At 63.3% G+C, this 13,397-nt stretch carries 12 protein-coding genes and 1 pseudogene; 5 read left to right on the top strand and 8 right to left on the bottom strand.

Translation table 11 applies throughout. The features are described from left to right. Positions 1 to 240: 240 nt before the first annotated feature. The 3 genes from ubiT to ubiV are packed head-to-tail and all read left to right on the top strand — an operon-like array spanning position 241 to position 2,616. Positions 241 to 729 carry a ubiquinone anaerobic biosynthesis accessory factor UbiT gene (gene ubiT, locus AC629_RS15505; RefSeq protein ID WP_245331878.1) on the top strand — a complete coding sequence of 163 codons (489 nt, stop codon included), beginning with the start codon at positions 241 to 243 and terminating at the stop codon, positions 727 to 729. After that, positions 720 to 1,742 carry a ubiquinone anaerobic biosynthesis protein UbiU gene (ubiU, locus tag AC629_RS15500; RefSeq protein ID WP_084805599.1) on the top strand — a complete coding sequence of 341 codons (1,023 nt, stop codon included), beginning with the start codon at positions 720 to 722 and terminating at the stop codon, positions 1,740 to 1,742. The genes ubiT and ubiU overlap by 10 nt, the downstream gene beginning before the upstream one ends. Then, positions 1,732 to 2,616: a ubiquinone anaerobic biosynthesis protein UbiV gene (gene ubiV / locus AC629_RS15495; RefSeq protein WP_084805596.1), complete on the top strand. Its 885-nt coding sequence runs from the start codon at positions 1,732 to 1,734 to the stop codon at positions 2,614 to 2,616. Before ubiU ends, ubiV begins: the two co-directional genes overlap by 11 nt. 192 nt (positions 2,617 to 2,808) lie before the next feature. On the opposite strand, the gene AC629_RS15490 is transcribed toward ubiV, so the two are convergent. The 3 genes from AC629_RS15490 to AC629_RS15480 all read right to left on the bottom strand — a co-directional run bounded on the left by AC629_RS15490 (position 2,809) and on the right by AC629_RS15480 (position 5,325). Further along, positions 2,809 to 3,255 (bottom strand): YybH family protein, encoded by a 447-nt coding sequence (locus AC629_RS15490; protein WP_084805595.1) that lies wholly within the window; start codon positions 3,253 to 3,255, stop codon positions 2,809 to 2,811. 107 nt (positions 3,256 to 3,362) lie between these two features. Continuing rightward, positions 3,363 to 4,055 carry a winged helix-turn-helix transcriptional regulator gene (locus AC629_RS15485; RefSeq protein WP_084805593.1) on the bottom strand — a complete coding sequence of 231 codons (693 nt, stop codon included), beginning with the start codon at positions 4,053 to 4,055 and terminating at the stop codon, positions 3,363 to 3,365. A gap of 178 nt (positions 4,056 to 4,233) precedes the next feature. Beyond that, positions 4,234 to 5,325, bottom strand: coding sequence for an enolase C-terminal domain-like protein (locus AC629_RS15480; protein ID WP_084805591.1), 1,092 nt, complete (start codon positions 5,323 to 5,325; stop codon positions 4,234 to 4,236). A gap of 197 nt (positions 5,326 to 5,522) precedes the next feature. Between AC629_RS15480 and AC629_RS15475 the strand changes: the two are divergent. Then, positions 5,523 to 7,086, top strand: a pseudogene (locus AC629_RS15475) (adenylate/guanylate cyclase domain-containing protein). A gap of 271 nt (positions 7,087 to 7,357) precedes the next feature. Here AC629_RS15475 and AC629_RS15470 read toward each other — a convergent pair. The 3 genes from AC629_RS15470 to AC629_RS15460 form a co-directional block, all read right to left on the bottom strand. Next, positions 7,358 to 8,581, bottom strand: a complete 1,224-nt coding sequence (locus tag AC629_RS15470) for an ABC transporter substrate-binding protein (protein WP_084805589.1) — start codon at positions 8,579 to 8,581, stop codon at positions 7,358 to 7,360. A gap of 414 nt (positions 8,582 to 8,995) precedes the next feature. Next, positions 8,996 to 9,922 carry an alpha/beta hydrolase gene (locus AC629_RS15465; protein ID WP_084805588.1) on the bottom strand — a complete coding sequence of 309 codons (927 nt, stop codon included), beginning with the start codon at positions 9,920 to 9,922 and terminating at the stop codon, positions 8,996 to 8,998. A gap of 139 nt (positions 9,923 to 10,061) precedes the next feature. After that, positions 10,062 to 10,556 carry a hypothetical protein gene (locus tag AC629_RS15460; RefSeq protein WP_084805587.1) on the bottom strand — a complete coding sequence of 165 codons (495 nt, stop codon included), beginning with the start codon at positions 10,554 to 10,556 and terminating at the stop codon, positions 10,062 to 10,064. Positions 10,557 to 10,969: 413 nt separating this feature from the next. Here AC629_RS15460 and AC629_RS46825 point away from each other — a divergent pair, with 413 nt between their 5' ends. After that, a complete protein-coding gene (locus AC629_RS46825; RefSeq protein WP_167561152.1) occupies positions 10,970 to 11,110 on the top strand; it encodes a hypothetical protein in 141 nt (46 codons plus the stop codon). Here the strand turns inward: AC629_RS46825 and AC629_RS15455 are convergent. Further along, on the bottom strand, positions 11,107 to 12,693 hold the full coding sequence (locus AC629_RS15455) for an ATP-binding protein (protein ID WP_084805585.1): 1,587 nt from the start codon (positions 12,691 to 12,693) through the stop codon (positions 11,107 to 11,109). The two genes, AC629_RS46825 and AC629_RS15455, sit on opposite strands and share 4 nt — an antisense overlap. Further along, positions 12,690 to 13,394: a response regulator gene (locus tag AC629_RS15450; protein ID WP_084805582.1), complete on the bottom strand. Its 705-nt coding sequence runs from the start codon at positions 13,392 to 13,394 to the stop codon at positions 12,690 to 12,692. The genes AC629_RS15455 and AC629_RS15450 overlap by 4 nt, the downstream gene beginning before the upstream one ends. Positions 13,395 to 13,397 lie beyond the last annotated feature (3 nt).

Below are 13,397 nucleotides of genomic sequence, written 5' to 3'. Positions count from 1 at the left end.
TCGCTGCTTCATGTCCACACTCCATCTCTGCTAAAGGATTAGAGTGTTGCACCGACCGGTTGAGTCCACCCGTTGCAAGCGAACAGTCTCCTGAAAAAGCAGAGGCTAGCCGGCGCGATTTCGATCTTCCTTGTTCCCGCTCAAATACATCCGCGCGCAATCGGCTCAGATGGCGAGATGAGTCATTCGTCCGTTGCGTCGGGTCCATTGCCGACAATCCCACCGCTTCTCGCGCTCGCGATGCGTCCCTTGCCTCTGCTGCCACTGCAACTCGTTCTCGGTGGCTTCCTGGCGCGGATCCTGGCGCGCAACCCCGGCCTGCTCGACAGACTCGGAGAGCATCGCCGCGCGCGGTTCGGGATCAGACCGGTCGACCTGCCGTTCGCCTTCATTGTGGAGGCCGCACCGCCGCGGCTGTCGGTGGTGCGCGAACTGCCGCGGGGCCTCGATGCATATGTCTCCGCCTCGCTCGCGAACCTGCTTGCGCTGGTCGAGGGCAGGGTCGACGGCGATGCGCTGATGTTTTCGCGTACGCTCACGATCGAGGGCAACATCGAAGCCGTACTCGCTCTGCGCAATGCGATCGACGATGCGCAGCTCGATCTGGCCGAGGAACTGGCTTTGCTGCTCGGCCCGCTGGGCGAGCCGGCCAGACGTTCGTTCGAGCTCGTGCGGGACAGGCTGACCGGCTCCTCCCGTGCGCCGGAGGAGCCAAAATCATGGAGCTGATCTGTCCCGCCGGTACGCCGGCCGCGCTGAGGAGCGCCATCGATGCGGGTGCGGACGCCGTCTATTGCGGCTTCAATGACGAGACCAACGCACGCAATTTTCCAGGCCTGAACTTCAGCCGCGACGAGCTGCGCAAGGGAATTGCGTTCGCCCACAGCCGCGGGGCGCGCATCCTCGTCGCCATCAATACCTTTCCGCGCGCGTCGTCCGTCGCGCTCTGGCAGCGTGCCGTGGACGATGCCGTCGATGCCGGTGCCGACGCGCTGATCGTCGCCGATATCGGACTGATGGACTACGTCGCAAGGCGCCATCCGAACCAGCGCCTGCATGTCTCGGTGCAGGCCGCGGCCGCGAACCCCGATGCCATCGCCTTCTACGTCGAGACGTTCGGGGCGCGCCGTGTCGTGCTGCCGCGCGTGCTGAGCGTTTCGGAGATCGCCGAAATCACCCGCGAGGCAGGTTGCGAGACCGAGGTGTTCGTGTTCGGCGGCCTTTGCGTCATGGCCGAAGGGCGCTGCTCCCTGTCGTCCTATGCCACAGGAAAATCGCCGAATATGCAGGGCGTGTGCTCGCCGGCGAGCCACGTTGCCTATAAGGAGACTGCGCAAGGGACGACGTCGCGGCTCGGCGGCTTCACCATCAACCGCTTCGCGCCGCAGGAGGCCGCGGGCTATCCGACCCTGTGCAAGGGCCGCTTCTCGACCGAGCATGGTGACGGCTACATCTTCGAGGATCCCGTCAGCCTTGACGCCACGACATTGCTCGCAGGACTCCGAACCGCCGGCGTCGCCGCGCTGAAGATCGAGGGGCGTCAGCGCGGACGCGCCTATATCGAGAGCGTGGTCCGTCACTTCCGCCGCGCGCTCGATACTCTGGTAGATGGATGTGAAGCGGACGTCGGGAGCCTCAAGCCGTTCACCGAAGGCCAGGCCTCGACGGTCGGCGCCTATCGCAAGACATGCGGTGATCGGTTGCGGTCCGCCATGAATGAGAGAAGCCCTGATGCAACTTAGTCTCGGCCCAGTCCTCTACAATTGGGCGCCGGAACGTTGGCGCGATTTCTATTTCCGGATCGCCGACGAGGCGCCGGTCGATGTCGTGTCCGTGGGTGAGATCGTGTGCTCGAAACGGTCCCCGTTCTTTGCGGAACACCTGCCTGATGTGATCGAACGCCTCCAGCATGCCGGCAAGCAGGTTCTGCTGGGTTCGCTGATCCTGGTGTCGCTGCGGCGCGAGCGGCGTCAGACCGAGGAACTCTGCGCGGGTGAGGGCACATTGGTCGAGGTGAACGACCTGACCTGCCTCAAATCGATCAAGGGCCGGCCGCACGCCATCGGCCCCTTCGTCAACATCTACAACGAGACGAGCGCGGCGTTTCACGTCCAGCAAGGCGCTGCGCGCATCTGCCTGCCGCCTGAACTGCCGATCTCATCGGCAGCGGTGATCGCCGCAACGGTCCCCGAGGCCGTGATCGAAATGTTCGCCTTCGGCAGGGTGCCGCTGGCGATCTCCGCCCGTTGCTACCACGCGCGGCTTCACAAGCTCTCCAAGGACAATTGCCGTTTCGTCTGCGAACAGGATCCGGATGGACTCGCATTGAAGACGCTGGACCAGCAGGATTTCCTGACAATCAACGGCGTTCAGACCTTGTCGCATGCCTGCACAAATCTCATTGGCGAAATCGATGCGCTGCGCAAGGCCGGCATCGGCTCGCTGCGCCTGTCGCCGCAGGATTGCGACATGGTCGAAGTCGCGAAAACCTTTCGCGACGTGCTCGACGGGCGCAGGTCGGCCGAAGGCGCAAGCGGCCGCCTGTCCGAGCTTTACCCGGGCGCCGCCTTTGCCAATGGCTTTGTTCGAGGCCAGCCCGGCTTTTCCTTCGCGTGAGCTTAGCCCGGCGCGGATCCAGCCGGACTACGGCGTGTACTCGCAAATTCGCCACGACCGCATTGGCCCCAATAGCGGCCAAAGAGCGGATATCGATCCATGTCGGCGATGGGCCAATAGGGTGCATGACCATGACCATCGATCACTTGCAACCCGTGTCAGGTTTGTGGGTGGCCTCGGGCACCCGCGAATCTATTCTCTAACGAAGATATGAGACTTTATCTTCCACTGTCCGTCGGGTTGGCGCTCAAGGAGTCTCACAGTGCTCCCGGAGATTGGCGTCGCCTTCTCATTCACCACTAACGTGGCCGTGAAATGGGAGGCCGTATAGGCGTAGTTCCCGGAGGGCAACACATCGACCAGCTCAACCTTGTGATCTCTGACGCTTCTTCCCCGCCCGGCAAAAAAATCACGGATTGCCAAAGGGCCGGTGACGGGCTGCGCACCGGGCGGCATCAATCTGCCGTCAGCCGTATACAACGGTAATAGGGCATCGAAGTCTGCGTTGTTGATGGCGGCATCCCATTTGGCAGCCACCGAGGTAATTTCGTCGGCAAGTGGGTCTGCCCCGGCGTGAGCGACGCAAGTACAAGTAAAGATCAACAGCAGAGCGTATGACAGAAGAGAAGGGCGGCTCATCTTTGCCTCCTTTAGCTGAGATGCTCAGCGCATGAGCGCATTCGCAGACGCTACTGCGGGGGGGAAGCAGGGCCACTAGTCCAAAAAGTGGACTGGAGAGGGTGTCGTTAGCTGGCTAAGACTTGACCTGCGGCCGCAGGCGCCTCATTCGCATATTTGCTGCGTGGGAACCAAGCGCACATGCTGTTCACTAGATGCCTAGGACCGTCGATCTCGATTTTGCCGAGCTCACACGCCCGTGGCAGCGGCATCTCGTCTACGAAAATCTGCACAAGCGTCAGCAGACTCGCATAGAGGCAAATATCGACCTTGAAGCCGGGGTCATCCCAGCAGAGATCGGCCTCTTCCTTCTTAACAACGAACCACCAGCGTTTCGGCCGAGCGTCCGCAATCTCGATGTAGAGCACGAAGTCGCATGGAACGTGCTTTAGATCGAACGAACGGCGCATATTCCACATGAGACGACCCGCGTGGAGTTCGTTGGGTGTGAGTTGGCTGCGCGCCCACCTGTGGCCCCAATAGCCCAATGCATCGATAATTGGCCAAGCTTCCTCGGCAGCTTGGGTTGGATGGTACTCCCAATGCCCATTGTCGCCTGATTGGCGTGCGACTAGCCCCGCTTCTTCTAACGTGTGCAGACGCTTGGAGAGGAGGGTCGGCGACATCTGCGGGATGCCGCGGCGAAGCTGGTTGAAGTGGCGGGACCCTAGCAACAGCTCGCGGAGCACGAGCAGGGTCCACCGCTCCGTGAGAATTTCCGCAGCTTTGGCTACGGGGCAAAATGATCCATAGCCTTTCATGACGAGAACTTTAGCATCACCAGGGCCACCAAGGTAGTCCAGTTTCTGGACTACATCTCCAGGCGGCAGCTGGACAGCGTCGATTCAGTTGGTCCGGTTCGAGTCAAAACCGCCAATTCCCTGATCAAGCATAAGATTTCTGCATAACCTCAAAAGCCGACATCTGCGCCTACACGCGCTAGCTCACGAGATATTTTTTGACCGCCGCTTCATCCCACGCGATGCCGTTGCCGGGCTCTTCGTTCGGCAGCGCAAAACCGTCCTTGATCTTCAACCGCGTGGCCAGCACCGCGTCGGCCCAGTCGACATATTCCAGCCAATGCGCGGTCGGCGTCACGCACAACAGGTGCGCGCTGACCTCCGAGAACAGGTGCGTCGACATCTCGATGCCGGCGGCGTGCGCGAGCGAGGCGGCACGGAGCCAGCCGGTGACACCGCCGATGCGTTGCGCGTCGGGCATCACGTAGTCGCAGGCCTCAGAGGAGAGCGCCGTCTGCATCGAGAACGCGCTGTCAAAATTCTCGCCGATCTGGACTGGCGTATGCAGCGCATCCGCGATGCGGGCGCAGCCGGCGTAGTCGTCGTGGCGGATCGGTTCCTCGATCCAGGTCAGGCCCTCGTCGTCGAGCATCTCGCCGCGGCGGATGGCCTCAGTCACCGTCAGCGCCTGGTTGTAGTCGCACATCAGCGTGACCTGATCGCCGACCGCCTTTCGCACCGCGCGCACGACGGCGAGATCCTCGCGCGCATCGGGCCGGCCGACACGAATCTTTGCCGCCTGAAAGCCCTCGGCCAGCAGCTTGTGCGCCTCGTCGACCGCGGCGCCCACCGGCATGATGCCGAGCCCCTTCGAATTGTAGGCCTTGACCGGTTTCGGCGCGCCGCCAAGCAGCCGCGCGAGCGGCAGGCCTTTGCTACGCGCCAGTGCGTCCCACGCCGCCATGTCGATGCCGGATTGCGCCAATCGTTGCAGGCCGGCGAGCCCAAGCAGCGTGAAGCGCTGGGTCAGCTTGCACTCGATCTCGAACGGCAGCAACTCGTCGCCGGCGAGCAGGTCTGACATTTCCGTGACCATCGCGGTCAGCGGCTTCAGGGCCGAAGGCGTGATCGAGAACAGATAGGCATGCCCGACCGCGCCCTGGTCGGTCTCGCAGTCGATCAGCACCAGCGGCGCCCTGGCGACCGCTCCGGTCGAGGTCTGCAGCGGCAGGTTCATCGGCACGATCACGGGGCGCGCATTGAAGCGCTTGATGCGGATGGTCTCGGTCATTTCAAGGTCTCCCGGCGGAGTGAATGCAGGTTAATGTCGATCTTAAACGTTCGTCATGAAACGAAAAGAAAAGACGCCTGCCGCGAGCGCCATAAAATGGGGTTGCGCTGGCCCGTGTTTATTGGCTCTGTGCCGCCGCATGCTTTGCCGCAGATCCCAAAGATTTGTGGCAAAATCGCACACAACGGAGCCACAGGGTGAAACAAGAGATCTCCGAAGAACAGCGCAAGAGCGGCATCCTGACGGGGGCCGTGATCGCCTTCCTCCTGCTCGCTCTGCCGCTCGCGGTGTGGCTGGACCTGACCGAGCTCAGCAAGACCGCGCTGCGCCGGCAGGCCGCCGATCTTAACTCGGTCATCACCAGTGTGCGCAGCTACTATGCTTCCAATGTCGTCGGGCGCGTGCTCGCCAACCCGGATGGTACGACGAAGGTCGTGCACAACTACGAATCCGTTCCCGGCGCGATCCCGATCCCGGCGACGCTGTCGCTCGAGCTCGGCCGGGTGATCGGCGCGCAGCAGGAGAACATCACCTACCGCTTCGTCTCGGACTTCCCATTCCAGAATCGCGCCCCCCCACCAGCTCGACAAGTTCGAGAAGGACGCGCTCGATGCGCTTCGCAAGGATCCTGACAAGAAGATCGTCGAGACCGAGACCTCGCTCTTCAACGACAAGGTCCGCCTGGTCGCGCCCGTCACGATGGGCCCGGCCTGCGTGAGCTGCCACAACAGCCACCCCGAGAGCCCGAAGAAGGACTGGAAGGTCGGCGATGTCAGAGGCATCCAGGAGGTGATCATCGCGCAGCCGATCGCGGCCAACATCTTCTCGTTCAAGTTCCTGCTCGCCTATTTCGTCATCGCCGCTGGAAGCGGCCTGGCGTTCCTCGCACAGCAACGCCGCCAGGCCTGGCGCATCAAGAACATGAACAAGGAGCTCGAGTCGGCCAACGACTTCCTCGCCTCGCTCTCGATGAAGATCTCGCGCTACATCCCGCCGCAGGTCTACAAGAGCATCTTCTCCGGCCAGAAGGACGTCACCATCCATACCGAGCGCAAGAAGCTCACTATCTTCTTCTCCGACATCCAGAATTTTACCGCGACCGCCGAGCGGCTCCAGCCGGAGCTTCTGACCCAGCTCCTCAACGAATATTTCACCGAGATGTCGGCGATCGCGCACGAGTATGGCGGCACCATCGACAAGTTTATCGGCGACGCCATGCTGATCTTCTTCGGCGATCCCGAGACCAGGGGCGACCGCGCCGACGCACAGGCCTGCCTCCAGATGGCCTGGCGCATGCAGCACCGTCTCACCGAGCTCAATGCGAAGTGGCGGGCCTCCGGCATCGAGCAGCCGTTCCGCTCGCGCATGGGCATCAATTCCGGCTATTGCAATGTCGGCAATTTCGGCAGCAGCGACCGCATGGACTACACAATCATCGGTGCCGAGGCGAACCTCGCCGCGCGCCTGCAATCGATCGCCGAGCCCGGCGGCATCGTGCTGAGCTACGAGACGTTCGCACTCGTTAGCGACATCGTGCGGGCGCACGCGCTGCCCGCGATCACGATGAAGGGCATCAGCCGCGAGGTCATTCCCTATTCGGTCGACGCGCTCAACGAAGCCTCTGCTGAAAAGAGCGGAATCATCACCGAGCGCGCTCCCGGCCTCGAGCTCTATCTCGACCCGGCGATAGTGAAATCCGGCGATGCGGCGCGGGTGCGCTCGCTGCTGGAAAGCGCACTGGCCTCGCTGAGGCCTGCGTAATGACTTGCGGTCGTGTGTTGCGCTCTTTCCAATCGAGAGAGAGTTCCGTGTGGCACCCCTCTCCCTAACCCTCCCCCACAAGGGGGGGGAGGGAACGCACCGTTGTTGTGGCGGCGACGTTCCAAATTTTTCGCTGAGGTGACGAGAGCACATCGTCGCGGCGGGCCCCGCCCTGCTCCCTCCCCCCTTGTGGGGGAGGGCAGGGGAGGGGGGTAGCCCAGCAAAAGGTGTGCGTATGATCGTTGTCTGGCTCAAGCCGGCGTGAGGCGGCTTATCGCTTCGCGCCTTCGGTGAATGCGGTTTCGATCACCTCGCCGAATGGCTGCCAGGAACGGCCGTCAAACTGGACGAGCCGCATCTGCTTGATCGGCAGATAGCTGTCGGGCGAGGTGTTCATCTTGATGCTGGGCAACGCAACGGAGGGTTTATAGTCCCTGAGCGACGCCGCCTGACGCATGATGTTGTCGCGCGAGAAGTCGTCGCCGCATTGCTTCAGCACCTGCGTCAGTGCCTCGGCCGCGGCGTAGCCGTAAAGCGCAGCACTGTTGTTCGCGCTTTCGACTTGATAGAACTTGTCCATGAAGGCGAACCAGTTCTTCATGGCAGGATCGTCCTTCCAGGCGGGATCGCTCGGGTCCTTCAGGAAGGCCGCCGAGACCACGCCGGACGAATTCTCGAGGCCAGCAGGCGCCATCGCATTGGCGATCGAGGCGGAGGCATCGTTCACGATGAAAACCGGGTGCCAATTGAGTGACGCCGCCAGCTTGATCACCTTGGATGCCGTCGACGGCACGCCGAGAAAGACGAAAATATCTGCGTCCGCGCGCTTGAGGACCGCGACGTGCCCTTCGAGATGCTCATCGCCAATGTCGAAGGCGATGTCGACGAGGATCTGACGGTTCAGGTCGCCAAGACCTTCCTGAATGCCCTTGTAGAGCGTGCGTCCGAACTGGTCGTTCTGCCAGAGCACGACGATCTTCTTCCGTGGGTAATAGGCCTGGATGTAGTTGGCGTAGATGCGCCCCTCCGACCGGAACGGCGGCTGCCAGCCCATGGTCCAGGGAAACGCCCTGGCCTGGCTCAGCTCCTCGTCGCCGGAGGCGACGAATAGCTGCGGGATCTTCTTCTCGTTCAGATACCAGCGCGTGGCGAGATTGCCAGGCGTGCCGAACGACCCGAACATCAGCTGGACGTCGTCCTTCTCGACCAGGTTGCGGGTCAGCTCCATCGCGGCCGCCGGATCGGAATTGTCGTCGCGCGTGATGAAGCGGATCTTGCGGCCGCTGATTCCTCCACGCGCGTTGATCATGTCGAAATAGGCGGCCTCCGCCTGACCGATGGCGCCGAATTCCGAGAGCGGTCCTGAATACGGCATGACATTGCCGATGCGGATTTCCTGGTCGTTTGCCGGTTGTTCGGCGCGTTGCTGCGACATCGCGCCAAGCGATGTCAAGGCGATCATCGCAACGAACAGCATCCTGCCGATGACGCGCATATTCGCCACCTTGTCGTTGGCCCCTCATCGAGGTCGACCCAATCCGCACCAAGGCCGGTTGATCTAGGTCAAGCGTTTGTCATTCCTGTGACTTGGCTGCGCGCTTCAAAACAGCGCATCTGTTAGTCCGAACGAAAAGGCAGGCGTGCTGACGCGCCGTTACGGCAGTCCGCGAGCGTAGCGCGTCTCTGATTGAGAGAGTCCCCGTGTGACACCCCTCTCCCTAACCCTCCCCCGCAAGGGGGAGGGAACGCACCATTGTCCTAGTGAGTGCGCTTTGACCAATTCGCGCCGTGACGATGAGCGCACAGCGCAGCCAAGCGCGCCGCTGTGCTCCCTCCCCCCTTGCGGGGGAGGGCGGGGGGAGAGGGGTGGCCCAGCAAAAGCTCGAAATAATAAGCGCTGCCCGCGCCGTTACGGCAATCCCCGCGCCTCGAGCTGGTGCACCAGCAGCAGTGTCGGCTCGGCGAGACTGTCGCCGGAGCCGTCGAGGCCGAAGGCAGCGGCAATGCCATCGCGGTTGCGCAGGAGCGAGGCGCGCGGGCAATGGCCGGCGCCGCAGAGCGTCTTCTTCAGGGTCTCGCCCTGGGCGACGCCAGCGGGATCGTCCGTGGCCCATGCCAGCACGATCGGAACGTCCACGTTGAGGATACCCGGGAAAGCCGACCGCTTGTCATACTGACTGGCGTCAGCGCCGAGATAGGCCTTCACGCTATCGCTCGCGTCCTTGCCGGCGCGATAGATACCCGAGATCAGCACGACGCCCGCGACGTCTGCCTGTTCGGTCTGGAGCTCGGGATGCGCGAGCAGGGTGGCGACGTGAAAGGCGCCGGCGCCGTAACCCACCGCGACGATCTCGCGGGCGTCGCCGTTGAACAGGTCGATATTGCCATGAATCCAGGACAGCGCTGCCGCGACGTCGGTCGCACCGACCGGCCAGACCGCCGACGGCGCGAGGCGATAGTTGACCCGCACCCCGATCATGTCGTTGCGCGCGGCAAAACACATGGCCTGATCCTGGATCTGGCGTGCCAGGTCCGGCGCGCCGCGATCGCCAGTGAAAGTGTCGCCCGCCACGAACAGCAGCACCGGCCGCGGCGTATCCGCCTTGGTTGCGCTGGTGGCGACGTCGAGCACATTGGCCTCGCTCTCGCCGTAGCGCAGGCCGCGCGAGAAGGTGACCTGCTCGCACAGCCGTGCGGTGCCGCCGGCGGTCGTGTCGGAATCGGTGAGGCCCGTCAGGACAAGGTCGGACGGTGCGGTCAGCCGTGCCGGCAGCGGACCATGTGCGGAGGCTGTCGTGATGCTCAGAAAAAGGAAAAATGCGAGATAATTCTTCATGTTTGTGTCGGCCCTGCCCGCCTCATATTGGCTTGCTCGTTGGGCCCGTCTTTTCAATTTGCCTTATTAGTTGGCTGGTCTTGAGGCGATTTCACGGCGCCTTCGGCCGGTTCTCCAAGTACGGCTCAATAGGTACGGCTCAATTCCCCGGCTGGAACGTGCACTCCGCCCCGCTGCCGTCCTTCCGCCTGATGGCGTTGGGGTCGATCGTGCAGCTCAGCTTGCTCAGGCTCTCGAAATTCGATCCCGCTGCGCCATCGGATGGGACGTCGGCCAGCGCTTCGGTTGCGAAGATCTCGTTGGCCGTAGAGCCGTTCACGGTCCTGACCTTCTTGCCGAAGGTGACCTCGCAGTTGCGTGTGGTGATGTCGACATTGCCGGCGCGGCAGACAATCCTGTCAGCGGTCACCACAATCGGCTTCTTGTAGGGAATGTCACTATTGGCGGCGAACAGCATCGCCACCGCCTTCTTCTCGGCGCTCGACAGGTCCGGCGACAGCGGCGCGATCACACCCGCGAGCGCCAGCGCCGTTGAGCCCAGGACTTTTGCGGGCGTTGCGGCGAAGGCACCGGCAATGTTGGAGGCGGTTGCGACAACGAGGGCGGAGACGCGGATCAATCCAGCGGGTTTCATCCCTGTCTCCCTGCCTCAAGTCTCAGGCCGCCTTCTTCTCGGTAAGCGCAATCGGCGCGCGATCCGCACCGCCGCGCTTCGCCTTGCCGTCGGCCATGCTTCCCGCCTGCCGTGAACGGCGTGCATCCAGTCTAGCATGCAATCAGATTTGGAAGGCAAGGCGCCAATCGCGCGGTGGTTGCGCGGGGCGGCGGTTTTGCACCGATGTGTCAAACGGTTGTCGCATGCGACCGAGTCTCATGCGGGCAAGACGCTTCTACTTTGCATGGGGTTGTTTTCGCAGTTTTTGTCGGAGCGGCCTGTCACGTCCGCTCCTGCTCGACGGACGCCTCGATCCTCGCGTTTCCGTGATGGAACCTTATGGCGGCCCAAGCGACTTACATATGACGCGGGGAGAAACGTGCGAGGCTGTCATGGCAGAGAAGCATACCGCAGACCCGGCAGAGATCATGCGGGCGAACGGTCATCCTGAGCTGGAATATGCCGCGGGCTGGACCATCGCCGGCCTCGTCACCATCGGCACCATCGTCGCAGTCTGGGTATTTGCGATCTAGGCCACCGGAAACTGGAGCTCGAACGCCGCGCCCGCGTCGGTCGGCTTGAGCCTGATCGAGCCGCCATGGCTCGCCATCACCGCACGCGCGATCGCGAGCCCCATCCCGGTCCCGCCCTGGTCGCGCCGGGTGGTGAAGAACGCGTCAAAGATCCTGTCGCGGTTCGGCGCCGAGATCGGCTCGCCATCATTGCTGACCGTCAGAAGCAAGGTCGTGCGCTCGTCGACCGCCTCCAGCGTGATCATCCTCGCCTTGTGCCGCATCGCGTTATCGGCGAGATGCGACAGCACGATCAGCGCCTTCTCGCCGGACATGCCGATCATCCGGTCGAGGCTTCCGCTGGCCGAGATTGAGCTTGCCGGAAACCGGCTCCTGAGGTCGGCGATCACGGGTGCAAGCTCGGTGCGCTCGTTCTGCGGCAGGCTTTCGGCGCGGGCCAGTTCGCGCAGCCGCTGCGCCATCGCTTCCAGCCGCTGTGTGTCCGACAGGATGTTCGCGATGAACGTCTTCTGCTCCGCCGGCGTCAGGCTGTCGGCCTTGCCGTGAAGCGAATCCTGCAGCAGCTCGGCCGCGCCCTTGATCGAGGTCAGTGGCGATTTCAGCTCGTGGGTAAGGTGGGCCGAGAAGGTCGCGATATAGTCGGAGCGCCGCGCCAGCTGCTCGGCCATGCCGAGGAAGCTGTACGAGAGCTGGGCGAACTCCCGCGTGCCGTAGTGACGGAGCGGCTGGAACGCCTCGCGGTCGCCGCGGCCGATCCGTGCGGCGCGATCGATCAACTCGCGCATCGGCAGCGTGATGGTGCGCGAGAATACGAGCCCGATCGCGATCGTGCCGAGGATCACGGCGAGTCCCGCCAGCACGAACTTAGCCCGCTCCTGGTAGAGATGGTCAAAGATGTTGCTCGGTGTCCGCGTCGTGTAGATCACGCCGGCGACGCGGTTGTTGACGATGACGGGCATTGCCGAGAACACGTGGACGCCGCGGCCGCGGCTGAAGGAATAGATCGGCGGCGGCGGCTTGTCCGGCACGCGGTTGCGCAAGGTGGCGCGGTATTGCCCATGCAGCGCGTCCGCGACCTCCTCGATATGGGCGAGCGATTGCCCGACCTCCTGTCGTCCGGCGATCACCACGCCTTGCGGATCGAGGATCCGAAATCCCGCCAGCGTAACCTTCTGGGTCTCGCGGATGATCGGTGCCAGCTTGGCGCCGATCTCGACATAGGCCTGCTGCGCCGGCCGGGGCGCGGCCTGCGCATCCGGCCGCCGCCGCAACAGGTCGTTGGCAGTAAGGTCAAGCGCAGGCCGGATCGGCGTGAACTGGTCGCCGGGATCGGGAAGCACACCGGGCGGCACCTCGGGACCGAGCGTCAGGCCGCTGTCGAGCCTTGCTGCGACCTCCTGCGCATAGATAGTCGCAAGCACGCGGCTCTGTGCGATCAGCTCGGCCTGGGTCTGGCGGATGAGCTGGTTGTCGTAAAGGCGGAAGAAGAACAGGCCGACCAGCGGCAGCACGGCGACGGTCGCCAGAACCGCGAAGATCACGAGCCCGAGCGACGGTCGCCATTTGTCCGGGGCCGCGCTCATGCCTCTTTCTCGCAGCGGCCGAGCTTGAAGCCGACGCCGTGGATGGTCTCGATGACGTTGTCGCAATTCTGCGCCGCGAGCTTGGCGCGGATGTTGCGGATATGGCTGTCGATGGTGCGGTCGGAGACCTGGATGTTGAGTTGATAGGCCGCCCGCATCAGCTGCTCGCGGTTGAAGACCGAAGTCGGCCGGGTCAGGAACGCGCGCAGGATGCCGAATTCGATTGCGGTCAGCTTCAGCGGCGTTCCTGCGAAGGACGCCGCGTGCTGCTCTGGGTCGATGAGGAGGCCGCCTTGAGCTAGCGCGGTGGGACCAGCCTTGATCTCGCCATTGCGCGGGCTGAGGCGGCGCAGGATCACATTGACCCGCGCCACCAGCTCGCGCGGGCTGAACGGTTTGGTCACGTAGTCGTCGCCGCCGATTTCGAGGCCCAGCACGCGGTCGATCTCCTCGTCGCGCGCCGACAGGAACAGGATCGGTACGTCGGAGCTCTTGCGCACCTTGCGGCAGACGTCGAGGCCATCGAACTCGGGCATGCCGATGTCGAGCACGATCAGGTCGGGCTTGTCGGCGGCGAAGCGGCTCAGCGCCTCCTTGCCGTCGCGCGCCTCGATCACGTCCATGCCGGCCTTCTTCAGGGCGACGCGAATGACCTCGCGGATGTGGCCTTCGTCGTCGGCGATGAGAATGCGATGCGCCAAGAA

The sequence above is a fragment of the Bradyrhizobium sp. NAS80.1 genome (assembly GCF_001908205.1).
Lineage (GTDB): Bacteria > Pseudomonadota > Alphaproteobacteria > Rhizobiales > Xanthobacteraceae > Bradyrhizobium.
This window is presented reverse-complemented; position numbering and strand designations above follow the sequence as displayed.

What these genes read in the sequence shown, in the direction of transcription:
- ubiT (WP_245331878.1), top strand. Translation starts at nt 241, where the DNA reads ATGCGTCCCTTGCCTCTGCTGCCACTGCAACTCGTTCTCGGTGGCTTC.
- ubiU (WP_084805599.1), top strand. Translation starts at nt 720, where the DNA reads ATGGAGCTGATCTGTCCCGCCGGTACGCCGGCCGCGCTGAGGAGCGCC.
- ubiV (WP_084805596.1), top strand. Translation starts at nt 1,732, where the DNA reads ATGCAACTTAGTCTCGGCCCAGTCCTCTACAATTGGGCGCCGGAACGT.
- AC629_RS15490 (WP_084805595.1), bottom strand. Translation starts at nt 3,255, where the DNA reads ATGAGCCGCCCTTCTCTTCTGTCATACGCTCTGCTGTTGATCTTTACT.
- AC629_RS15485 (WP_084805593.1), bottom strand. Translation starts at nt 4,055, where the DNA reads ATGAAAGGCTATGGATCATTTTGCCCCGTAGCCAAAGCTGCGGAAATT.
- AC629_RS15480 (WP_084805591.1), bottom strand. Translation starts at nt 5,325, where the DNA reads ATGACCGAGACCATCCGCATCAAGCGCTTCAATGCGCGCCCCGTGATC.
- AC629_RS15470 (WP_084805589.1), bottom strand. Translation starts at nt 8,581, where the DNA reads ATGCGCGTCATCGGCAGGATGCTGTTCGTTGCGATGATCGCCTTGACA.
- AC629_RS15465 (WP_084805588.1), bottom strand. Translation starts at nt 9,922, where the DNA reads ATGAAGAATTATCTCGCATTTTTCCTTTTTCTGAGCATCACGACAGCC.
- AC629_RS15460 (WP_084805587.1), bottom strand. Translation starts at nt 10,556, where the DNA reads ATGAAACCCGCTGGATTGATCCGCGTCTCCGCCCTCGTTGTCGCAACC.
- AC629_RS46825 (WP_167561152.1), top strand. Translation starts at nt 10,970, where the DNA reads ATGGCAGAGAAGCATACCGCAGACCCGGCAGAGATCATGCGGGCGAAC.
- AC629_RS15455 (WP_084805585.1), bottom strand. Translation starts at nt 12,693, where the DNA reads ATGAGCGCGGCCCCGGACAAATGGCGACCGTCGCTCGGGCTCGTGATC.